The organism is Pseudoalteromonas sp. c7(2019) (assembly GCF_011378625.1).
GTDB classification, from domain to species: Bacteria; Pseudomonadota; Gammaproteobacteria; order Enterobacterales; family Alteromonadaceae; genus Pseudoalteromonas; species Pseudoalteromonas arctica.
Map to the genome: position 1 here is coordinate 1 of NZ_WTKS01000025.1, position 23578 is coordinate 23578.

The 23578-nt window shown below is 37.9% G+C and carries 23 protein-coding genes; 18 read left to right on the forward strand and 5 right to left on the reverse strand.

The window, feature by feature from the left end; genetic code table 11:
- Positions 1-300 precede the first annotated feature (300 nt).
- Complete coding sequence (locus tag GQR38_RS19055; protein WP_165722973.1) at positions 301-930, reverse strand: hemolysin III family protein; 630 nt, start codon at positions 928-930, stop codon at positions 301-303.
- Positions 931-1115: 185 nt separating this feature from the next.
- Between GQR38_RS19055 and GQR38_RS19060 the strand changes: the two genes are divergently transcribed.
- A complete protein-coding gene (locus GQR38_RS19060; protein ID WP_165722972.1) occupies positions 1116-1466 on the forward strand; it encodes a hypothetical protein in 351 nt (116 codons plus the stop codon).
- A gap of 387 nt (positions 1467-1853) precedes the next feature.
- Positions 1854-3338, forward strand: coding sequence for a cellulase family glycosylhydrolase (locus GQR38_RS19065; protein ID WP_165722971.1), 1485 nt, complete (start codon positions 1854-1856; stop codon positions 3336-3338).
- Between the two features lie 60 nt (positions 3339-3398).
- On the opposite strand, the gene GQR38_RS19070 is transcribed toward GQR38_RS19065, so the two are convergent.
- Complete coding sequence (locus GQR38_RS19070; protein ID WP_165722970.1) at positions 3399-5090, reverse strand: alkaline phosphatase D family protein; 1692 nt, start codon at positions 5088-5090, stop codon at positions 3399-3401.
- Between the two features lie 298 nt (positions 5091-5388).
- On the opposite strand from GQR38_RS19070, the gene GQR38_RS19075 reads away from it, so the two are divergent.
- From GQR38_RS19075 to GQR38_RS19145, 15 genes are all read left to right on the forward strand, one after another.
- Positions 5389-5661 carry a hypothetical protein gene (locus GQR38_RS19075; RefSeq protein WP_165722969.1) on the forward strand — a complete coding sequence of 91 codons (273 nt, stop codon included), beginning with the start codon at positions 5389-5391 and terminating at the stop codon, positions 5659-5661.
- Positions 5662-5896: 235 nt separating this feature from the next.
- Positions 5897-6475, forward strand: coding sequence for an LON peptidase substrate-binding domain-containing protein (locus GQR38_RS19080; RefSeq protein WP_024591092.1), 579 nt, complete (start codon positions 5897-5899; stop codon positions 6473-6475).
- Positions 6476-6543: 68 nt separating this feature from the next.
- Entirely contained in the window at positions 6544-7167 is a 624-nt protein-coding gene (locus GQR38_RS19085) for a sigma-70 family RNA polymerase sigma factor (RefSeq protein WP_010552978.1), read from the forward strand.
- Positions 7160-7840, forward strand: a complete 681-nt coding sequence (locus tag GQR38_RS19090) for a ChrR family anti-sigma-E factor (RefSeq protein ID WP_024591091.1) — start codon at positions 7160-7162, stop codon at positions 7838-7840. The genes GQR38_RS19085 and GQR38_RS19090 overlap by 8 nt, the downstream gene beginning before the upstream one ends.
- A gap of 8 nt (positions 7841-7848) precedes the next feature.
- Positions 7849-8802 (forward strand): DUF523 and DUF1722 domain-containing protein, encoded by a 954-nt coding sequence (locus tag GQR38_RS19095; protein WP_165722968.1) that lies wholly within the window; start codon positions 7849-7851, stop codon positions 8800-8802.
- Positions 8802-10196 carry a deoxyribodipyrimidine photo-lyase gene (gene phrB / locus GQR38_RS19100; protein WP_165722967.1) on the forward strand — a complete coding sequence of 465 codons (1395 nt, stop codon included), beginning with the start codon at positions 8802-8804 and terminating at the stop codon, positions 10194-10196. The genes GQR38_RS19095 and phrB overlap by 1 nt, the downstream gene beginning before the upstream one ends.
- Before the next feature lies 1 nt (position 10197).
- Positions 10198-10626 carry a nuclear transport factor 2 family protein gene (locus GQR38_RS19105; protein WP_007580706.1) on the forward strand — a complete coding sequence of 143 codons (429 nt, stop codon included), beginning with the start codon at positions 10198-10200 and terminating at the stop codon, positions 10624-10626.
- Between the two features lie 2 nt (positions 10627-10628).
- The gene (locus GQR38_RS19110) at positions 10629-11339 is read left to right on the forward strand and encodes an SDR family NAD(P)-dependent oxidoreductase (RefSeq protein ID WP_024591087.1); all 711 of its coding nucleotides are present in this window, start codon (positions 10629-10631) and stop codon (positions 11337-11339) included.
- The gene (locus GQR38_RS19115; protein WP_165722966.1) at positions 11336-12592 is read left to right on the forward strand and encodes an FAD-dependent oxidoreductase; all 1257 of its coding nucleotides are present in this window, start codon (positions 11336-11338) and stop codon (positions 12590-12592) included. The genes GQR38_RS19110 and GQR38_RS19115 overlap by 4 nt, the downstream gene beginning before the upstream one ends.
- Complete coding sequence (locus GQR38_RS19120) at positions 12585-13322, forward strand: DUF1365 domain-containing protein (RefSeq protein WP_165722965.1); 738 nt, start codon at positions 12585-12587, stop codon at positions 13320-13322. Before GQR38_RS19115 ends, GQR38_RS19120 begins: the two co-directional genes overlap by 8 nt.
- A gap of 37 nt (positions 13323-13359) precedes the next feature.
- Entirely contained in the window at positions 13360-14622 is a 1263-nt protein-coding gene (locus GQR38_RS19125) for a cyclopropane-fatty-acyl-phospholipid synthase family protein (protein ID WP_165722964.1), read from the forward strand.
- Positions 14600-15100 carry a DUF2878 domain-containing protein gene (locus GQR38_RS19130; RefSeq protein WP_007580697.1) on the forward strand — a complete coding sequence of 167 codons (501 nt, stop codon included), beginning with the start codon at positions 14600-14602 and terminating at the stop codon, positions 15098-15100. Before GQR38_RS19125 ends, GQR38_RS19130 begins: the two co-directional genes overlap by 23 nt.
- A gap of 54 nt (positions 15101-15154) precedes the next feature.
- A complete protein-coding gene (locus GQR38_RS19135) occupies positions 15155-15643 on the forward strand; it encodes a chalcone isomerase family protein (protein WP_010552972.1) in 489 nt (162 codons plus the stop codon).
- Position 15644: 1 nt separating this feature from the next.
- Entirely contained in the window at positions 15645-16184 is a 540-nt protein-coding gene (locus GQR38_RS19140; RefSeq protein WP_010552971.1) for a DUF3833 domain-containing protein, read from the forward strand.
- 210 nt (positions 16185-16394) lie between these two features.
- Positions 16395-16670: an HU family DNA-binding protein gene (locus tag GQR38_RS19145; RefSeq protein ID WP_002962474.1), complete on the forward strand. Its 276-nt coding sequence runs from the start codon at positions 16395-16397 to the stop codon at positions 16668-16670.
- A gap of 92 nt (positions 16671-16762) precedes the next feature.
- Here GQR38_RS19145 and ilvN read toward each other — a convergent pair whose 3' ends face one another.
- A complete protein-coding gene (ilvN, locus tag GQR38_RS19150) occupies positions 16763-17260 on the reverse strand; it encodes an acetolactate synthase small subunit (RefSeq protein WP_007580691.1) in 498 nt (165 codons plus the stop codon).
- Positions 17260-18984 (reverse strand): acetolactate synthase 3 large subunit, encoded by a 1725-nt coding sequence (locus GQR38_RS19155; protein ID WP_010552970.1) that lies wholly within the window; start codon positions 18982-18984, stop codon positions 17260-17262. Before GQR38_RS19155 ends, ilvN begins: the two co-directional genes overlap by 1 nt.
- A 490-nt stretch (positions 18985-19474) precedes the next feature.
- Here GQR38_RS19155 and GQR38_RS19160 point away from each other — a divergent pair, with 490 nt between their 5' ends.
- Positions 19475-22495: an immune inhibitor A domain-containing protein gene (locus tag GQR38_RS19160; protein ID WP_165722963.1), complete on the forward strand. Its 3021-nt coding sequence runs from the start codon at positions 19475-19477 to the stop codon at positions 22493-22495.
- Positions 22496-22561: 66 nt separating this feature from the next.
- On the opposite strand, the gene GQR38_RS19165 is transcribed toward GQR38_RS19160, so the two are convergent.
- Positions 22562-23569, reverse strand: a complete 1008-nt coding sequence (locus tag GQR38_RS19165; RefSeq protein ID WP_007580684.1) for an isocitrate dehydrogenase — start codon at positions 23567-23569, stop codon at positions 22562-22564.
- Between the last annotated feature and the right edge of the window lie 9 nt (positions 23570-23578).

Genomic DNA, 23578 nt, shown 5'->3' on the forward strand with positions numbered 1-23578 from the left:
TAGGATCTCCGCGTAGCGGCTTAGTTCAACAATTTAATAGTGCGCTCATCGCGTATATTTCTGCCGACGCTACGCTCATTTTTCTGCATGATATAGTTTTAACAAATAACCTAAGGTATTACTATCACTAAGTTTTCTAAGACTTTAAAGAAAAGTTAAATAGAACAATATGCGCGCGTCGCTCATTTTCATGAATATATGCGCAAAAAGCAGTTTGACCAATCAATTTACTACTATATTTAGCCAATCTGAATGACCGCTTCTCGCTCAAACCTGACCATTTTAAATGGCTATACCAGCTCAATAAACATAATTACTAATTGAAATATAATGGCAAACACACCCAGCAATAACAAATAAGTGCCAAATAGCGTGGCTAAATTGGGTGCTTTTAGCACTGTAAAAAAAAGTGCCTAAACTATAAAAAATACCGCCGGCAAGTAGCCAGTAAAGTGCTTTTACATCAACACTTGAATAAAGCGGATATACAATAGCCAGAGCAAACCAGCCCATGAGCAAGTAGGTGGCGAGCGATATTTTTTTATTACCGTTTTTTACAAATACTTTGTACGCAACGCCTGCTAGTGCCACCGCCCAAATAAATGTAAGTGTGGCCCATGACCAAGCACCGGTTAATGAGATTAATAAAAAGGGAGTGTAGGTGCCGGCAATTAATAAGTATATGGCGCAGTGATCGCACTTTTTATAAAAGGCTCTTAAGCGCGGTTGAATACTGGCATGGTACAAAGTGGACGACAAAAACAGTACAAATAGACTGCTGCCATAAATTACAGTACTTACATACGCTTTAGTGCTGGTGGCTTGGCTAAATAAATCCCACATAACAAATGCGGCAAATACAATACCAAGTGCATGGCTGATTACGTTTAATTTCTCTTCTTTACGGGAATAAGGCGCTTCTAACGACATAACTGTTCCTACCACTATTGGAATTAATTTCAGTGTACAACTGTACGCTGAAGGTTTCAATCTTAGCTGTGAGTAATTCTAAATAACTTTATTTGATACGCTACTTTAGCTTTTACTTGATTTTAAAGAGAATTAATTCACTATGTTGGTGTCTAGTGTAATACATATTACGAGCTGAAATAACCATGAAACAAGATCTAAAAGCTGCTTTACTTACCGCCATTGTTTATCCTGGAGCGGGGCATTTCTCTTTAAAAAAACACCTAATAGGCGCTATTTTTGCGGGTGTATTTACTGTTTTTTTAATTTTAACCTTTCAAGATATATTTGCGATTGCACAGTGTACTGCAAATGAAATTGTACACGGAAAAATCCCCATGTCGGTTACGGCCATTTTAAAAGCCGCGCAACAACCTTCTGACGCCTGCGCTAAACTCGCTGAATATAAGTATTTACCTTTAATGATTATAATTTGGGTGCTGAGCATGATGGATGCATACCGTTTGGGCAGAAAAGCGCTACCCACTAAAAAATAAGCCACTTAATCAGAACTCGGTTTGGTTGGCTTATTAATATTTCACCCTGATATTTAGCTATTATTGATGGCGGTAATAATTATTATTACCGCCTTTTCATTTTTATACATATTTTTTGTAACCGAGATTTTTTGCCAGCACCATGTAAATATCGTGTAAATGCCTGTATATACCCAGTAAAATCCTCAAACCTCGTTAAATCGCTCACTTGTTGATATTTAGTTAATTGAAATCCTTCTCCTTGTACCTTTTTATTCATTTAATGTTAATAAATAAATGATACTTTCTGCTCGCCAAATTAACTTTGTTTAGCTATTAAGTATTGGTTTGCTATCAATTTATTACGTCAAGCAATGACGACTGATAATTTCAATTTAAGGAAATACGATGAATAACAGTTCAAATAATCACAAAAGAAAGGATTTTAAAGTGGCGAGCTTATCGTTAGCTTTATTATTAGGATGCTCAACAATGGCCAATGCCGCTGTTGAGAAGTTAACGGTGAGTGGGAATCAAATTCTTGCGGGCGGAGAAAACACAAGCTTTGCAGGACCTAGCCTATTTTGGAGTAACACGGGGTGGGGCGCTGAAAAATTTTATACAGCAGAAACAGTAGCAAAGGCAAAAACTGAATTTAATGCAACATTAATTCGTGCAGCTATTGGTCATGGTACGAGTACTGGTGGTAGTTTGAACTTTGATTGGGAGGGCAATATGAGCCGTCTTGATACTGTTGTAAACGCAGCTATTAGCGAAGATATGTACGTTATTATTGATTTTCATAGCCATGAAGCACATACCGATCAAGCAACTGCAGTTCGCTTTTTTGAAGACGTAGCTACCAAATATGGGCAGTACGACAATGTTATTTATGAAATTTATAACGAGCCTTTACAAATCTCGTGGGTTAACGATATTAAGCCTTACGCAGAAACAGTTATTGATAAAATTAGAGCAATCGACCCTGATAACTTAATTGTGGTTGGTACGCCTACGTGGTCACAAGATGTTGATGTGGCATCACAAAACCCAATTGATCGTGCCAATATTGCTTACACTCTGCATTTTTATGCTGGCACGCATGGTCAATCGTATCGAAATAAAGCACAAACAGCACTCGATAACGGCATTGCACTATTCGCCACAGAGTGGGGAACAGTTAATGCTGATGGCAATGGGGGTGTTAATATCAATGAAACCGATGCATGGATGGCATTTTTTAAAACAAACAATATTAGCCACGCTAACTGGGCTTTAAACGATAAAAACGAAGGTGCATCGTTATTTACTCCAGGCGGTAGTTGGAATTCACTAACATCGTCAGGCTCTAAAGTTAAAGAGATCATTCAAGGTTGGGGTGGTGGTAGTAGCAATGTTGATTTAGATAGCGACGGGGATGGCGTAAGTGACAGCCTTGATCAGTGCAATAATACTCCCGCAGGTACAACGGTTGATAGTATTGGTTGTGCAGTAACTGACAGCGATGCCGATGGTATTAGCGATAATGTTGATCAATGCCCTAATACACCTGCAGGTGAAACTGTTAATAATATAGGTTGTGTTGTTGAAGTAGTTGAACCACAAAGCGATGCGGATAACGATGGAGTGAATGATGATATTGATCAGTGCCCAGATACACCTGCTGGTACAAGTGTTGATACAAATGGATGCAGTGTTGTAAGTTCAACCGATTGTAATGGCATTAATACATACCCTAATTGGGTGAACAAAGATTACTCAGGTGGCCCGTTTACTCACAATAACACCGACGATAAAATGCAATATCAAGGCAATGCATACAGCGCAAATTGGTATACAAATAGCCTTCCAGGAAGTGATGCTTCGTGGACGCTTCTTTATACTTGTAATTAAGCACGTTTTATAAAATATACAAAGAAGGTAAATAATACATTTACCTTCTTTCTAAAAGTATTAGCCTTTATAAACACTTTGGTGTTGAGCAGCAATGTTGTAGCTTGGAGAGTTTATGTTATCTATATAGCGCCAATCGGTTGTGATTTGCTCTTTAGTAATCGTCAGTAACATATATCCACGGTGTGATAAGTCACAATAGTTTAAGTCGTTTATTAGCAATGAAAGCGAGTCAGCCATTTGCTTTGCTTGTGCTGTATTAAGCGCTAAATAATGCTCCATACCCGGGGATGTAACACCTGGTGTTGCAAACTCTACTCCTACGCTTTCGCCTTTTGCATTTTTTAATGTGCCATGCCACGCATTGTGCGTATCACCTGCAACCACAACTAACTTTTTATTTAATGCAGTAACGCTTTTGTATAATGCTTCGCGCTCGCTTGGGTAACCATCCCACGCATCTAAATTGTAAGGCATTAAAGTATTTACGCGTGCGAGTTGCGCGGGTGTTACCGCTTTATTTGCTAACACGGCTTTTTTAATGGCAACAAGCTCTTTTAACACCTGCGGTATTTTAGTGCGATCGGATTGCGAGAATATTTCAGTAGGTAGCCACATTTTAGTCATCAATACTTGCTGGCCTAATATTTGCCACTTTGCATTTGATTTAGTTATTGCACTCGTAAGCCAGTTTAGTTGTGTGTTACCTAGTAACTGCCTTTTTGGATTATTTAAATCACTGGCAAAGCGCGCAACATCCATTTGCTTGGTCTCGGGGTTTTTATAGTCGCTGTAAGCGAGTTGTTTATCGCGTGCTATTACGCGCGTATCTAGCATGTGCAAGCTTATTAAATTACCAAAATCGAAGGTGCGATATATTTGCGGGCTTTGTTCGCCCATAGGCGGTCTAATTGGCAGCCATTCGTAATAGGCTTGAATAGCTGCTGCGCGACGCTTAAAAAAGTCACCTTCATCTGGGGTATGATTTTCAGCACCACTTTTATAGGTATCGTTAGTAACTTCGTGATCATCCCATATTGCGATAAAAGGCGCTGCAGCGTGAAGTGCTTGAAGGCCTTGGTCTGTTCTGTAAATGGCATAGCGCTTACGATAGTCGCTAAGGGTAATAATTTCACCGCTGTTATCGGCTGCTAATTGGCGGCCAATTTTTTCAGCATTTTCGGTAGCGTATCCGCCCATTGGGTATTCGTAAATGTAATCTCCCAAATGCAGGACCACATCTAAATCTTTTTGCTTAGCGGCATCTGTGTAGGCATTAAAGTACCCAGCAGGGTAGTTTGAGCACGACACAACAGCCATTTTTATTTGTTCAATATTATTTATTGGTAGTGTTTTAGCACGGCCTATAGGGCTTTGTGTTTGCAAACCTATAAAACGATAAAAGTACTCTGTGTTTGGAGCAAGTTCTTGTACATCTATTTTTATTGTAAAGTCTCGGCTTTTATCTGTTTGTTCGCGCCCGCCACGAATAATGTTTTTAAATTGAGAGTCACTTGCCAACTCCCAAGCAACAGTAACTTCAAAATTTGATTGAGAAGGAGTTGCACGTGTCCAAATTATTAAAGCATGACTAAGCGGGTCGCCACTCGCTACACCGTGTTTAAATTCAATAGCCGATAGAGGTTTGTTTATTAATGTTTGAGCACAACCTGTAATGGCACTCGATACTGCGACGGTAAATATGCTTGCTGCTGAGGTTTTTAAAAAATTTCGACGTGATGAAAGAGTCATACTGCACTTTTTGAATTATTTATAGTGGTGTGCACTTTAGCGGGTAGATATGACGTTTTTATAAACGCTAAATGTATTTAGTGTGACGGTATTAATACCTTTAAATCCTTTTATTTATTAACTAAAAAGTAGTCAAAAAATTAAATTAAATGGTTAAATTAACGAGAGATGAATTTTTTAAATTAAAGTAATGCGTGTAAAGTTGTTTAATTACAATTGGTTAAGATTTATTTTTATGTTGGCACAACCCTTGAGTATATAACTACGTCTAAACAATACACAAACAAGGAATACCATTATGAAACATTCAATTAAAATCGCTATGGCAAGTTTATTAGTATTAGGTTCTGCGCAAGTACATGCAGTAGAAGTGGACCTAGATGTAACTGATATATTAACTCAAAGTGTAGCAAGCTATGTTAAGCAAACCACAATCGAGCTTGAAAAATCACTAAAGGAAACGCTTTATTTTGATGCTAAAACTGTTTTAGAGGGGTTATTAGATGAGCCCGTTTTAACAGATAGCACAACGCTTAAAAATACTGACACTAGTATAAAAAACGTAAAATAAATTATTTAAAGGATTAAAACGATGAGCAGTGAACTTGGATTATTTGCATTAATGTTAGCACCCGTAGTCAGTATGATTAGCGCTTATTACTCGGTTCAAGTGTTTAAAGCTATGGGAGGTTGGTTTAATCTTTAGCCAATTATATAGCTGGTAATTAATTCGATTCATACAAAGCTGATCGACTTAGCAAAAGCGCACGTAAATAAAGGCAGAGTGTTTGAAATAAGTAGACTTTATGAAACGTGCGATTTTTCCATTACCCATTTTTATGTTACCTGAAGGTTATACGCGATTACGCATATTTGAGCCTCGCTACTTAAATATGGTTAAAACCGCATTAAAAAATAATACAGGGTTTGTGCTTTGTACGTTTGAGCATGACACGCCTTTTAATATAAGCGCGCAAGGTTGCCTTGTTGATATTATTGATTTTGACCAAGACGATAACGATGTATTATTAATTGATGTATTTGCATCGCAAAATGTGCAAATTAATGATGTTTATCAAGACGAAGACGAATTACGTCACGGCTTAGTATCGCCTTGTAATACGCCGTATTGGTACAAAGATTCTAACAATCAAATTGGTGAACATTACCTATTACACGATGCGCTTAAAAACGTGTTTCAAGGTAATCCGGAACTTAATTTGTTGTACAAGAAAACTCATTTTGACAAGCTTCCATGGATTGCAGCACGTTGGCTTGAACTCCTACCTGTTTCTATTGAGAAAAAACAGCAACTTGCGTTTGAAACGAATTTTGATAACTTACTGAATTTCCTCCATACTGTGATTAATAACGAATTTGCCTAAATTTTATGATCCTAAATTAATTATTGCCCGTATTACTTAATACAAAAGCAATAACGGGATAAATTATTATGGTAAGTCAACAACAGTCACCACGTTGTGAACCTAATACAGGTAAGTACACTGCCATGCCAGAAACGCCGAGTAAAGAGCTCATGCAAGCGCTTATAGATGTTGCGCAATCACGCGACAAAAAAGCGTTTTCATATTTATTTGAATACTTTGCGCCAAAAATTAAACGCTTTGGAATTAAGCAGTTTGGTGTTGAAGCCCAAGCCATGGAGCTTGTGCAAGAAACATTAACGTCTGTTTGGCGTAAAGCACATTTGTATCATAGTGAAAAAGGCGCTGCGACTACGTGGGTTTATACCGTTATGCGTAACGCTTCGTTCGATATGCTTCGTAAAATGAAAAGTAATAAAGAAGAAAATATAAGCGAAGATATTTGGCCGTTACTAAACGACTCACAAGATACGCATCACGAATACAGTGATCATTTAGAAGATAAGCAAATTAAGCGTTATTTAGACAAATTACCAATTGCTCAACGCGAAGTGGTAAGAGGCGTTTATTTTCAAGATATGTCGCAAGAGCAACTTGCACATCAACTTAATATTCCAGTAGGCACGGTAAAATCACGGTTACGTTTGGCCTTGCAAAAATTACGTAACGAAATGGGAGATCAGCATGATTAAACATCACCCGAGTGAAACTTTACTGACACAGTATTGCGATGCATCACTTGCTACATCATTGAGTTTAGCCGTTTCTATTCACGTAGACATGTGCCCTGTGTGCCAAGCTAAAGTAGCTAAAATTGAAGCAAGTAATGCAAATGCATTATTTAGTGAAGAGCCTGCTCAATTTGAGAAACCTCAAACTGAGAAATCTGATTTACTTGAAGAATTTGAACTAAATGTTCTCGATATGATCATGTCTGATGATTCTATTGATGAAGTTTACGAAGTAGAGCCTGTATCTATTAAAGTGAATGAGCATAACTATCAGCTTCCACGTGCTTTAACACGTATTTCTCATAGCAAATTTACACAAGTTGGTAAACTGGCACGATCTCGCGTTTCGCTTGATGATGGTGCGCTGCGTTCTAGCTTGCTACATATTGATGCCGGTGGCGAAATTCCTGAGCATACACATACCGGATTTGAAGTTACTTTACTACTAGATGGTGAGTTTAGTGATGAAGATGGTAATTACGTACCAGGCGACTTTATTTGGCAAGATGGTAGTCATCAACATACACCTTTAACGAAAGATGGATGTTTATGCTTTACAGTTGTCAGTAGTGCGCTACATTTTAATAAGGGCTTCAGCAAGTTACTAAATCCAATAGGTAATTTGATTTACTAAGAGAATATATGCATACAGATATAATAAAAATAGGTATAAGCGCCTGCTTAGCAGGCGAAAAAGTTAGATTTGACACAGGACATAAAAAGTCAAATTTTTGTATGGATGAGCTAGGTAAACACGTTGAATACACACGGTTTTGTCCGGAAGTAGCTGTTGGTTTACCGATACCTCGTCCAACTATTCGCCAGGTTAAAGTGGGCGATACTATTAAAGTATGCCGCCCAGATGGCACCGGCGAAGTAGGCCAACAACTTACTGAATATGGTAAAAAAGTTGCAACTGAACAAGCTAAAGAATTAAGCGGATTTGTATTTTGTGCAAAAAGCCCAAGTTGCGGCATGGAGCGCATTAAAATATACAATGAAGCAGGAACAGGTAATACCTCAGAAGGCGTTGGTTTTTTTGCTGAGCAAATAATGAAGCACAACCCATTATTGCCATGTGAAGAAAACGGACGTTTAAACGACATGCATTTACGTGAAAACTTTGTAATGAGAATTTACGTATTTAAAAACTGGCAAAAATTAGTACAAGAGCCGCTTACGGTTCATAAGCTTACTCAATTTCACTCTCAGTATAAGTACTTGTTGATGGCTCATAACTATCAAGCTTATCGTGATTTGGGTAACCTGCTGGGGACTTATGTAGGTGACGATATAAATGCAGTTGCTGATGAATATATCCTAGGTTTGATGACGGGTCTTAAAAAGCCAGCTTCTCGCAGAAATAATTGCAACACCCTAATGCATTTACAAGGCTACTTTAAAAATGATTTATCGAAGGTTGAAAAACAAGAACTTCGTGATGCGATAGATGAATACCGCGAAGGATTGGTGCCATTGTATGTACCACTTACCTTGTTAAAACATCATTTGAAGGTTCACCCAAATGAGTACCTTGAAAAACAAGTGTTTTTTAACCCTTACCCTCACGATTTAAAACTACGATTTGGTATTTAATGGATACATTATTTTGGTTTAGGCGCGATTTGCGCCTTTTTTCTAACGAAGCGTTAATTCAAGCGCTAAATAATGGCGCTAAACACGCCATTTTTTTTGTGTCTGGAAAACAGTGGCAACAACACCAAACTGCGCCCATTCAGATTGACTTACTCAAGCGCCGAGTTACTTATCTTCAATCTCAGCTTGCTGATTACGGCATTACTTTACATGTTATTGAAGCGCCTAGCTTTTCTGATTGTACGCGTGAGCTTATTGATTTTTGTAAATCAAACGATGTAAAACACGTAATTGCTAATACAGAATATGAGCTTAATGAAGTAAACCGCGATAAAGCAATTTTGCATAAATGCGATGAGCTTTCTATTACTTTTACTTTGTACGAAGGTGATTTAATTGCACCTGTCGGAACGGTTAAAAACCAAAGTAATGAAATGTATAAAGTGTTTACTCCATTTAAGCGAGCATGGTTAAAGCAGTATCAAGATACACACTTTAGTTTGCCTCAATGGCCTTTAACTTCTGATTCAATAAAATTTGATGAAAGCGACTTACTAAAAAGTGATGGATGCTCAGATAAGTGGCCGGTTGACGACGAAACACTTTCTACTGTGGTCGATAACTTTATATGTGACAAACTTACAAGCTACGATGATCAGCGTGATATACCCAGCGTAAAAGGCACATCAGGTTTAAGCCCGTATTTAGCACTTGGTATTGTAAGCACAAAACAGCTGCTTATTAATATTCAGCAGCGTTATCCTGATATTTTAACTACGTCAAAAAGTAAAACGTTTACGTGGATTAACGAGCTTGTTTGGCGCGAATTTTACAGGCATTTAATTGCTGAATTTCCGAAGCTTTCGCGCGGTGATAACTTTAACGAAAAGTATAACGCCGTAGTGTGGCGTAAAAGCGAAAATGAATTTACAGCATGGTGTGAAGGGCGTACAGGTTACCCGTTAGTAGATGCTGCAATGCTACAACTAAAGCAAACCGGTTGGATGCACAATCGTTTACGTATGGTTGTTGCGAGCTTTTTAACTAAGCATTTATTAATAGACTGGCGCGAAGGTGAGCGCTTTTTTATGCAGCACCTAATTGATGGCGATTTAGCCTCAAATAATGGTGGCTGGCAGTGGGCTGCAAGTACCGGGTGTGATGCTCAGCCTTACTTTAGAGTTTTTAACCCTATCAGACAAAGCGAGCGCTTTGATCCAACTGGCAAGTTTATCCGTAAGTATTTGCCAGAGCTTGAAAACGTGCCAGATAAACACATTCATTTTCCACACACTTATTTAGCCGCAATAGGTAAAGATAAGGAATGTTACTGGCCAGCAATAGTTGATCATAAAGCGGCACGAGAACGTGCACTTGCTGCATTTAAGGTGTGATATGGATAACCAGTTACCAGTAGATAAATTTGTTGAAATATACCAACAGCTTGATAGCACTAATCTTGATTTATTGAGTGATATTTACTGTGACAACATACAGTTTATAGACCCAATGCATGAAATTAATGGCATTGTAGAATTGCGCAGGTACTTTGCTAACTTATATAGCAATGTTAAGCATTGTCAGTTTGATATTAGCGATTCGTTTAATAGCGGCAACAATGCTTTTATTTATTGGACTATGCACTATGCACATCCAAAGCTTTCATCAGGTAAAACTATTTCGGTAGAAGGTCATAGCAAGCTTATTTTTGAAAATGGCAAAATTATCAAGCACAGAGACTACTTTAATGTGGGCGAGTTGCTGTACAAACATATTCCTTTACTTGGTAGTGTTATAAAGCTAATTGATAAAAGGGCAGGTTAATTATGATCACACTTATAACGGGTGCTACTTCTGGTATTGGTGAGCAGTTAGCAATTAAATATGCGCAGTTGGGAGACACTGTTATCGCTTGTGGCCGTAATAGTGAAAAGCTCGCTGAGCTTGCTAAATACGACAATATTCAAGCATGTAAATTTGATGCAACTAATCTACAAGACATTAAAGAGTCTACTATTGGCTTTCCTCATTTTGACCGTGTTATTTTAAACGCGGGTAACTGTGAATATATAGATGACGCACGAAACTTTGATAGTGCATTGTTTGAGCGTGTAATAAACGTAAATTTACTCTCTATGGGGTATTGCCTTGAGGCGCTACTTCCTAAAATAAATTCAGGTGGTCAGCTTGTTTTGGTCAGCTCAAGTGTTACCTATCTTGCGCTACCTCGTTCAGAAGCTTATGGTGCATCAAAAGCGGGTGTAAGTTACTTAGCAAAAAGCTTAGCTGTTGATTTAGATGATGTTGATGTGACTTTAGTTCACCCTGGCTTTGTGAAAACTCCGCTTACTAATAAAAATGATTTCCCGATGCCTATGGCCGTTACCGCTGAAAAAGCCGCAGACTATATGATTAAGGGAATACATAAGCGCCGAAAAGATGTTCACTTTCCGTACCGTTTTACGCTTATATTAAAAGCATTACGTATTTTACCACTCCCAATTTGGCTTAAAATCGCAAAAGGATTAGCCCGTTGAAAAAAATAGCAATAATAGGAACTGGTGTATCTGGTTTAACATGTGGGCATTTGCTTCATAAACATTACGATGTAACCGTATTTGAAAAAAATGATTATATAGGTGGCCACACTGCAACGGTTGATGTTGATGTATGCGGCATAAAATACGCAATAGATACTGGCTTTATTGTATTTAATGACAGAACTTACCCATACTTTGAAAAGTTACTATCGCGTATTGGTGTAGATAAACAAACAACGCAAATGAGCTTTAGTGTTCATAACGAAGCCACTGGCTTTGAATACAATGGCCATACGTTTACAAGCCTGTTTGCACAGCGTCGTAATATTTTTAGACCTAAGTTTTGGCGATTATTGTACGACATTGTTAGGTTTAACAAACTGTGTAAAGCACTACATGAAAAAGATGATTACCAATCTGATCAATCATTAGGGCAACTGCTTAGTGACAATCACTTTAATGACTTTTTTAAATACCATTATATCCTTCCGATGGGCGCAGCTATTTGGTCTACCAGCATTAAAGAAATGGAAAATGTAGGCGTTGAATTTTTTGTTAAGTTCTTCTTTAATCATGGCCTTTTAGATGTAACAAACAGACCACAGTGGTATGTAGTACCAGGTGGCTCTCGTCAGTATATTAAGCCACTGATCAGAGGTTTTGCTGATAAAATTAAACTTAATACAGATATTAAATCTGTTACGCGTCAAAATGATGAAGTAACAATAGAGTTTGCCAATGGTGAGCAAAGTAAGTTTGATAAAGTAATATTTGCTTGTCATTCAGATCAGGCGCTTGCACTACTTGGTGATGCGACTGAGCAAGAAAAGTCAGTATTGGGTGCAATAGCTTACACTGAAAACTCAGTTGTGCTGCACACCGATACAAACCTTTTACCAGATAGAAAAGCGGCATGGGCAAGTTGGAACTACCTACTTAATAACAACACTGATAAAGCAGCTGTTGTTACCTACCAAATGAATATTTTGCAAGGTATACAATCGGATACACAGTTTTGTGTAACGCTTAATCATCTTGAAGGAATAAGCCAAAGTAAAATTTTGCGCGAGTTTACTTATCATCACCCTGTATTTAACCAAGAGTCAATTGCTGCTCAAAAACTTAAACACAGTATTGATGGACAAAACAATAGTTATTTTTGTGGTGCTTATTGGTACAATGGTTTCCATGAAGATGGCGTACACAGTGGTGTAGATGTAGCCAAGCAACTTGGGGTCGAATTTGACTAGTGCAGTGTATTTAGGCGATGTAAAACATCGCCGTTTTGCTGTTAAAGAACATCGTTTCAGTTACCCTTTGTATATGATGTGGGTAGATTTAAATAATCCTCAACAGCTAAATGGTGTGCATAAACACCTAGGTACGTCAGGCTTAAAGGCGTTAAAATTTAATGAAGCTGATTATCTTAAAGACACTTCACAACTTGCTAAACGACCTCTTATTGAGCGTGCGCATGATCAACTTGCCAATTTAGGTATTACTGAAACCTTTTCTCATATTTACATGCTAGGGCAGTTTCGTTGTTTTGGTGTGTATTTTAGCCCTGTTAATTTTTACTTTTTTGGCCACAACGACACCCGTTTTAAGTACATGATAGCTGAAGTGAGTAATACACCATGGAACGAACGTCATTATTATTTAGTCCCTTTAGAAAAAAAAGTGAACTTTAAGAAGGTTTTTTCCGTATCACCTTTTATGAATCTAGATATGAACTATCATTGGCATGTTAAACAATCGCCTGATAAAACATTGATACACATTGAAAATAAGCGAAATGAAGAGTTATTATTTGATGCAACACTTCGCTTGAAACGTAAAGAACTCACTAACGAAGAGATTAATAAGTTGTTTAAACGTTTTCCGGCCATGACATGGTCTATTTTCAAAGGTATTTATTATCAAGCATTAAAGTTGTTTATAAAGCGAGTGCCTTTTTTAGGTCACTCAGGTAAGCCATAAAGCACATAGGTAGTCAGGACAATTAATAGGTATTTTAATGGATAAAGTGTCGAGCTTAAATTGCGAACAAAGCACTAGTTGGTTAACTAATATATATAAAAAATTAGTGACTAAAGCCTTTTCGTCAATTGAAACAGGTCAAGTTGTTTTAATTGAAGGAAATGAGCGCACAGTTTTTGGTGATGTATCGTCTGCGTTAAAAGCAACAGTAACAGTTAATGATAAAGCTATGTATAAAGCGTTTGCGTTATCTGGAAGCGTTGGCGCTGGCGAAGCGTATATTTTGGGGCATTGGTCTTGTGACAACTTAACTTCATTTATTGAGATATTTGCTATAAACGAAAAGCAACTCGATGAGTTTGAAAAAAAATTCGCATTTTTTAGTAATATCGCACACCGATTTAATCACATAAAAAACAAAAATTCAGAATCGGGTTCTAAGAAAAATATTGTTGCTCATTACGACTTAGGTAATGATTTGTACGAATCATTTTTAAGTAAAGAAATGCTTTACTCAAGTGCTGTATATCCTACAAAAGAAGCGACACTTGAAGAGGCTCAACAATACAAGCTTAAACGCATTTGTGAGCAAGTTGAGCTTCAAAAAAATGATTCAGTAATTGAAATTGGTACAGGGTGGGGGGCATTTGCTATATATGCAGCCACACATTACGGTTGCCATGTAACAACAACAACCATATCTGATGAGCAACATGATTATGTAGCTAACAAGATTGTTGAACTTGGTCTTGAAAGTAAAATAACATTACTTAAGCTCGACTACAGACTACTAAAAGGTAAATACGACAAGCTTGTTTCTATTGAAATGATAGAAGCAGTGGGTCATGATTATTTGCCGAGCTTTTTCACTCAGTGTGGTGAGCTCCTAAAAGACGATGGCGCCATGCTTATTCAAGCAATTACTATTGGCGATCAGCGTTATAAGCACTACTTAAAAAACTCTGACTTTATTCAGCAGTATATTTTTCCGGGCGGATGTTTGCCATCGCTTAACGAAATGAGTGAGCAGATTAAAAATAATACCGATATGGTTATTCATACTGTTAATGATATTGGTGCTCACTACGCAAGAACATTAGCAGATTGGCGAACTCGTTTTATAAAAAGCTGGCCTGATTTAGACCGCTCTAAATTTGATGAACGCTTTTATCGTTTATGGTTATTTTATTTTGCTTATTGTGAAGGTGCGTTTAGAGCCAGAGCAACAAGTACGGTACATTTAATGGCGCGTAAACCTCGTTTTACTAGTGATAACGATGATATTGCGCTCGGTTACTAATTTTGTTTTATTTCAAGCAGTGTGGTTTTTATCATTGCTGCTTGAAGCCAATTCGCTACTTTTTAGTGGCTTGATTATTGTTTTAATGTTTTGTTTGTCAAAGCAGAAAAAACAAGACTCCTTACTATTAATTAAAGCCCTACCTTTAGCACTATTGTTAGAATTTATAGCGGTAAAGTTAGGCTTGTTAGAATTTAAAGTTTATCCCTTCCCTCTATGGCTCGTGTTTTTATGGGCTGCATTACTACTTTCTTTAAATACCTCAATGGTTTTTTTGAGTAAATTAAAGCTTTGGCAGGCCTTTTTGGTATGTATGGCATTTGCGCCAGCAAGTTATTGGGCTGGAGCGCGATTTGAAGTAATAAGTTTAGGTTTACCTTTATGGCAATTCTGGCTCGTTTACGGGGCGCTTTGGTCTACAGTGTTTACTGTTATTCTTTTCATAAACCAAAAAATCAAGTTATTCATCAATCGCTGATCTTCCACAATTTCTATTTCGTAACATTACCCATTGACTCAAAGGGAGCTTATTTTGAAATTTTTACTAAAGGCAGTTACTTTTTATTTGCTTACCACTTCAATTGTTTTAGCTAACACACAATTTAATAAAGTAGGCGAAGCACGAATGGAGTATTTATTTTGGGATGTATATGACGCTGTGCTATTTACCCCTTCAGGTAATTACAGCGCAGGAACACATCCTGTTAAGTTTAAGCTTACCTATTTACGTGACTTTGACGCTAAAGAAATAGTAAAAGCAACAAATGAGCAGTGGGAACATCTTGGAAAAACAGGGCTGGCAGATAAATACGACAGTAAATTGTTGTCTATTTGGCCTGATATAAAAAAGGGTGACTCACTAACATTAGTGACAAATGAGCAAGGTATGAGCACTTTTTATCATAATGATGAAAAAATGGGTGAAATTGATGAACCTCAATTTTCGAGTGATTTTTTAGCTATTTGGCTTGATGAAAAAACCTCTGAGCCAAAATTACGAAAGCAATTATTAGGGAATTAATATGAACATATTAAACACGTTAAAAGCAGCTGTTATGAGCCTCTCGGCTCTACTTTTAATTAGCTGTTCGGCACCAAATGTTGAACATTATAAAAATACATCGCCAAATTTCGACTTTAAAACGTTTTTTAGCGGAAATTTGAAAGCCTATGGTGTTGTACAAGACTTTAAAGGCGAATTGACCCGAAAGCTTGTCGTAGATATGAATGCGACTTGGGACGGTAACCAGGGCGTTATTGAAGAAGACTTTGTTTATGATGATGGCGAAACCCAAAAGCGAATCTGGAAAATAACGTTAAATGAAGACAATAGTTTAACGGGGACAGCAGCTGATGTTATAGGTACAGCAAAAGGCAAAAGTGACGGCAGCGTATTTCATTGGAATTATGATGTAGAGCTTCCATACGATGGCAGTACTTTAGAAGTGAATTTTGACGATTGGATGTACCTGGTTACACAATCGCGCTTGATAAACCGCACATCTATTGTTAAGTTTGGAGTCGAGGTCGGGGAAGTGACCTTAGTTATCGAAAAAATATAGCTTATTTACCCAGTTGCTTAACTTGCGCCAAAATTGTACTCAAATTAAGTCTTTGTTAACCCAACACGCTGTATTCTACCGAGAATTATTTAAATTTTACTCATTTTTTAAGAATTTAAGCAAAAAATGCAATTTGCTGTTGCTAACTCTTTAAAAATGCATAAAGATAGGTTTTGCGAAGGCAAAATAATAACGAATAGGAATCTAACAATGAATAAAGCTCAATTAGTTGAAAAAATTGCTACTGATGCAGAAATCTCTAAAGCCGCTGCTACTCGTGCTCTTGACGCGTTTACAGGTGCTGTAACTTCTTCTTTAAAAGAAGGTGATTCAGTAGCATTAGTTGGTTTTGGTACTTTCTCAGTAAAAGAACGTGCAGCTCGCACTGGCCGTAACCCACAAACGGGTGCTGAGATCCAAATCGCAGCGGCAACTATCCCAAGCTTTAAAGCAGGTAAAGGTCTTAAAGACCAAGTAAACCCTTAATAGGTTTAACGAATTAAAATAAAAAAAGAGCTATTTAGCTCTTTTTTTTTATGTTTAATAAAGACATCAATTGATGCCTTTATATTATAAATTTATGCTTTTAAGGCTTTATCGCCTCGGCCAATGCCAACAGCACCAGAACGTACAACTTCAATAATATCGGTTTCATGGCGAAGTGTGTCTAAAAACGATTCTATTTTGTCTGTACTGCTCACTAGTTGCAGGCTATAGCTTTGTCGGCCCATATCTAAAATAACACCCTGAAACACATCAACTACGCGGGTAACCGCTGCACGAGTCGTCTCGTCTTGAGCAAATACCTTAACAAGCAATAACTCTCGCTCAATGTGACTCATTTCTGTTAAATCGATAATTTTAAGCACGTCGACTAATTTGTTAACTTGTTTTGTGATCTGCTCAACCACTCTGTCATCACCCATGGTGGTAATGGTAATACGTGATAACGACTGATCATCAGTTGTGCCAACAGTTAGGCTGTCAATGTTGTATGCACGTTGTGAAAAAAGCCCAACAATACGCGACAGTGCACCTGGTTCGTTTTCTAATAGAATAGATAAAATACGACGCATTATGCTTTTACTCCTTTACGTAACCACATCTCATCAATGCCACCTAACTTGATTTGCATTGGGTATACATGTTCTTTCTCGTCTACAAGAATATCTAAAAAGACTAAACGATCGTTTATGCTCATAGCTTTATCGATTGCAGGTTGTAACTCATCAAGTGTGTTTACTTTAATACCCACATGCCCGTAGCTTTCAACCAACTTAACAAAATCAGGCAGTGAGTCCATGTAAGATGATGAATGACGACCGCCGTAAACCATATCTTGCCATTGGCGTACCATACCTAAAGAGCGGTTATTGAGTGATACAACTTTTACAGCTAGGTTGTACTGCAAGCAGGTAGATAGCTCTTGAATATTCATTTGAATAGAGCCATCACCTGTAATACACACTGACTCTTTATCAGGAAAGGCTAATTTTACGCCCATAGCAGCAGGTAAACCAAAGCCCATAGTGCCTAGGCCGCCTGAATTTATCCACTGACGAGGATGCTTAAATGGGTAATATTGCGCTGCAAACATTTGGTGCTGACCAACGTCAGAACTTACGTAAGCATCGCCATTAGTGGCTTTATAAACAGCTTCAATTACGGCTTGTGGCTTAATTTTGTCGCCATCTGTGTTGTAGCTTAAACATTTTTGTTCACGCCAGCTGATAATTTGGCGCCACCAATCTTCTTGCGCGCTGCGATCTATTTTAATTGGGCTTTTATCAATACCCGTTTGTAGTTGTTCTAGTACTGTTGCTAAGCAACCTACAACCGGTATATGCGCTTTGATTGTTTTTGAAATTGAAGTTGGATCTACATCTACATGTACAATTGTGGCATTTGGACAAAACTTTTTAACGTTATTAGTTACCCTGTCATCAAAACGAGCACCAAGCGCTAAAATCACATCGGCGTTTGCCATTGCTTTGTTGGCCTCAAGCGTACCGTGCATGCCTAGCATACCTACAAAGTTTGGATGTACACCTGATATGCCGCCAAGCCCCATTAGTGTATTGGTAATGGGTGCATTTAACGATTCAACTAAATGCGTTAATTGCTCTGACGTATTTGAAATAACAATACCACCGCCAGAGTAGATAACCAGTTTTTTGGCCTCTAGAATAGTTGTTACCGCTTTACGAATTTGTTTTGAATGCCCTTTAGTATTAGGGCTGTATGTTCTTAGCTCTGTTGTTTTAGGAAATTCGTATTCAAACTTTATAGCAGGGTTAAGCATATCTTTAGGAAGCTCAACTACAACGGGCCCAGGACGACCTGTACTGGCTATATAAAAGGCTTTAGCTAAGATTGTTGGGATTTCTTTAGCACTTCTACAGTTAAAGCTGTGTTTAACTATAGGGCGAGAACAGCCAACAATATCAGTTTCTTGGAATGCATCGTCACCAATTAAACTTGTAGGCACTTGGCCTGATAATACAACCATAGGAATTGAATCCATGTAGGCCGTTGCAATACCCGTTATACAGTTTGTAGCGCCAGGGCCTGAGGTTGCAAGTACAACACCAACGTCTCCAGTAGCACGAGCATAACCATCAGCCATATGTGTGGCAGCTTGTTCATGACGTACTAATATATGCTCAATATCATCTTGCTGAAAAAGTGCATCATATAAGTCTAAAACCGAACCACCGGGGTAGCCAAATATGTATTTTACCTTTAACTCTTTTAATGCCTGAACTACTAGTTCAGAGCCATTATATTCTTGTTTGCTCATCCTCATTCCTCTGTGCGCTTTTTTTATGCATAAAAAAACCCCCGCGTAGTGCGAGGGTTTTTAAAAAGCAGTATCACCTTTTAATACATCCCCGCTGGGCTTATAACTAAGACCAGTACGAGTACGACTAAAAGGTTAATTTGTGTGTTCATAGTTTTTACTCTACTTAGCAAAACACTGCTTTTAAATTAAAAATTCTGTATAGGTTTATTTTTAAGGGTTTTGAACCCTTATGTCAACCTTGAAAGTGGTTTTTTGCATTTTAAATTCGTTTTGTAGTTTTTTTTAATTTAAATCTGCAGAAATGCTGTATTTAACTGAGTTAACTAGCAGAAATTATGCGTTTTAGGTTGTGTGTTTGATTTTAGTTATAAAAGAGTGTGAAAGACCATTAACTTTTATTGCACATGTTAACTATATGTTTTTATCGCATGTTTAAATTTCTATTATTAGGTATGATTACTACATAATTATGTTTGAGGAAAATACAGTGAAAAAAGTGACGTTAATTGCGCTTTTAACTACGCTATTAAGCCCTATAGTAGCGGCTAATAATTTAAGCCCGCATGATGTTGGTATAACTAACGAAGAACGTATTTTATATTGGCTTAAAAAAAGAGACCAAATATCCTCTAGTGAGTTAGATAGTTCATTTAAGTCATATATGAGTAACAAAGACGTTGCCAATCACTCAATTAAAAATGGCTTTAGGCAATTTAAATCCTCCTCTACGGATTTTTCAAACACAAATAAACAACAAGCCGCTTTTTCAACGTCGTTAGTGCCTGATCAAAGCGTTAATGATGTAAAAGTGTTAGCTATCTTAATTGATTTTCCTGACCTCAAACATGACGATAATCGACTTGTAGAGCAGGACACAGATATGTTTTACGCTGATTATTCAACTGAACACTATCAGCAAATGCTTTTTAATACTGAAGGTTATGCGGGCCCTGATGGACAAAGCATATCAACGGCTGCTGATTATTATAAAGCAGCGTCTGGTAATAGCTTAAACTTTAACGGGCAGGTATATGGCTGGGTAACCGCTGATAACAATGCAAAAATATATGGTGAACGCCAAGGCAGTACACGTGATAAAAATGCGCCCGCTTTAGTCAAAGAGGCTGTGGAGAAGGCGGTTGCAAAGTTTAATATTAATTTAACGGACTATGATTTAACTGATTTAGATGATGTAGATGGCGATGGAATTATTAACGAACCCAATGGCATTATTGACCATGTAATGATTTTTCATTCAAGTATTGGCGAGGAAGCAGGTGGCGGTTACCTAAGCACTGATGCTATTTGGTCGCACCGCTACTATGTATTTGATGAAAATAGCGGGCCGAGCGAGATTGCAGGCAGCAGTATTAAGCTCTCTGGTTACACAATTAATCCAATTGATGCTGGGATTGGCGTGGTGGTGCATGAGTTTGGGCATGACTTGGGATTATTAGATGAATACGACTTACAATCTAACACGGTAGGTGAGCCTGTCGCGTCTTGGTCAGTTATGTCGACAGGAAGTTGGGCAGGTTCTCCACGAGGCTCTGAGCCTGTTATGTTTAGCCCTTATGCGCTTGAATATTTACAAAATCGATACCAGGGTAATTGGGTTAATCAGCTCACGCTTGATATGGATGAGATAGATGCTAACGCACAGCAAACATTAATTAATACTGCGAGTACTTCACAGCAGCAAAGCCAAATAAAAATAACACTGCCATCTCGACTCGAAAAATTTAAAACGCCAGTAGAAGGCGATTTTCAATACTATTCAAATACGGGCGACAATGTTAGTAAAAGCTTAGTTAATACAGTAACGCTACCAAACACGACTGAGGCACTTACTTTAAGCTTTATTGCTTATTACAGTATTGAGCGCGACTATGATTTAGTACAGGTAAAAGTAAATGGGGAGCCTATTGCTAGTAATTATACGCAAGCAATAAACCCATACTATGGTGACATTGGTCCGTATATATCAGGTGATTCATTTTTTAATAGTGATGCTAAGCAACCTAACGGCTATTTAACCCATAAGTTTGATTTATCAGCTTATGCTGGGCAAATGATTGATCTAAAAATTGAATACATAACAGATGCGAACACACATTATTATGGTTTTGTTGTGGATGATATGCGTATTGAGCAAAGTGATACCTTAATTTGGCAAAATAATGCACAAGATCAAATTAACACTGAGTTTAATGGCTTTGAAAAAATAGGTAGTTACACATATGCATCGCCATCACATTACTATTTACAATTGCGTTCATACACTGGCGTTGACAGTAGTTTGCAAGCAGAGCAGTACTCACCGGGGTTATTATTGTGGTACAGCAATGAATCTCAAGCAGATAATAACACTACCGAGCATCCAGGTAGTGGTTTTGCATTAGTGGTAGATGCTGATCAGCGCTCGATAAATAAAGGCAGTACGCAAACTCCGGCTGCTTCAGCAATTCAAATTCGTGATGCTGCTTTTAGTTTATATCCACAGCGAGCTGGGTTAGGTGATGATGATTTATCAGCTATTACAGAGTTTACTGATAAAACCGACTATAGCTTTTCAGCGCAACAGCCATCGGGCGTTGTGCTTCCACAGGTTGGCTTTGGGTTTAATATTATAAGCCAGTCAGTAGACAGTGAAGACATAGAAGTAGAGCTTAATTACAATGTTACTAAGGGAATTAATTTTACTAAAACAGGTTTAATCGTTAATTTTAATGTTGAAGGTTTTGCACTCACGCCTGCGGATAAATTTACGTGGAATTTTGACGATGGTAGCTCAAGCACAGAGTTAACGCCTACTCATGAATACCAAGACTATGGCACCTATAGCGTTGAGTTTATGGCAAGTAATGATACTTCACAGCAAGTAGCTGTAGCTCAAGTTACATTAGTTGAGCCATTATCTGTAAATGAAATTGAATATGAAATAAACCAAGGAATATTAACAGCTCAAGCTTCGTTTACAGGTGGAGTCGCACCGTATACTTATAATTGGCAGCTAGGGGATGGAAGTACTTTAACGACGCAATCGCTCACTTATAATTATTTATACTCTGGTGATTACCAAGTAACGCTTACAGTGACAGATAACGAAGGCACGGAGCAAACTAAAGCGGTTGATGTAACTGCAACTGTTCCGCTTAGCATAGACGCAAACGTTACAGTAAATGATTTAAGCGCTCAATTTAATGCGCAAGTAACCGGCGGCTTTAATAGTTATACTTACAGTTGGGATTTTGGTGATGGCAGTGCGGTATCAAACTTACAAAACCCAAGGCATACTTATCAAACTGACGGGACATTTAATGTAACGTTGAATGTTACTGATACTCAAACCAATGATACTTTTACTAAAGAGTTATCTCTTACAGTGCAAAAGCAACAAAGTAGTTCGGGTTCAAGTGGCGGATCATTGGCAGGTTTATTAGGATTACTACTGTTAAGTTTATTTAGGTTTAATACTAACCTGCATAAATACACCAGGTTGGTATAAGCTTAATTAACAAATAAAAAAAGCCCGCTAAATTAGCGGGCTATTTAAATTAATAACAAATATTAATTATAAACGGTCAATTACTGATTGAGTGAAATCAGTTGTACCGTGGCTGCCGCCTAAATCGCGAGTTGTACGGTCGCCTGATTTAATTACATCAGCAACAGCACTACGAATACGCTCTGCTGTATCGCCCATATCTAAATGCTCAAGCATTTGGATAGACGCTAAAATTACAGATGTTGGGTTAGCTAGGTTTTTGCCAGCAATATCTGGTGCACTACCGTGTACAGCTTCAAAAATTGCAGCGTCTTCACCAATGTTAGCACCTGGAGCCATACCTAAACCGCCAACTAAACCAGCACAAAGGTCAGATAAAATATCACCAAATAAGTTAGTCGTAACAATTACGTCAAACTCTTCAGGTGTCATTACCAGTTTCATACACGTTGCATCAACAATCATTTCATTTGATTCAATTTGTGGGTAACGCTCAGCTACTTCACGTGCTACTTTTAAAAACAAACCAGATGTTGATTTTAAAATGTTAGCTTTATGAACAGCAGTTACTTTTTTACGACCTTCACGTACCGCTAGCTCATATGCAAAAGTTACGATTTTTTCTGCGCCTTCACGCGTAATTATCGATTTTGCTTCTGCTTCATTACCGTCTTCACTTACTATTTGGCCTGCACCTGAGTACATACCTTGCGTATTTTCACGAATAGTAATGATATCAATATCGTCGTAACGTGCTTTAGTGCCAACAAATGATTTAACAGGGCGTACGTTAGCGTATAAACCAAATTGCTTACGAAGTGTAACGTTAATAGACGTAAAACCTTCACCTACAGGCGTTGTTAATGGGCCTTTAAGAGTGATTTTGTTTCTAGCTATTGTATCAACCGTGTCTTGTGGAAGTAACTCACCTGTTTTTTCAAGTGCAGCTAGGCCAGCATCAACAAATTCATAATCAAAGTCGCAACCTGCGGCTTTTAATATTTCAAGTGCTGAGTCGATAATGCTCGGACCGATGCCGTCGCCTTTGATCACTGTGATGGTTTGTTTGGCCATTGACTTTTC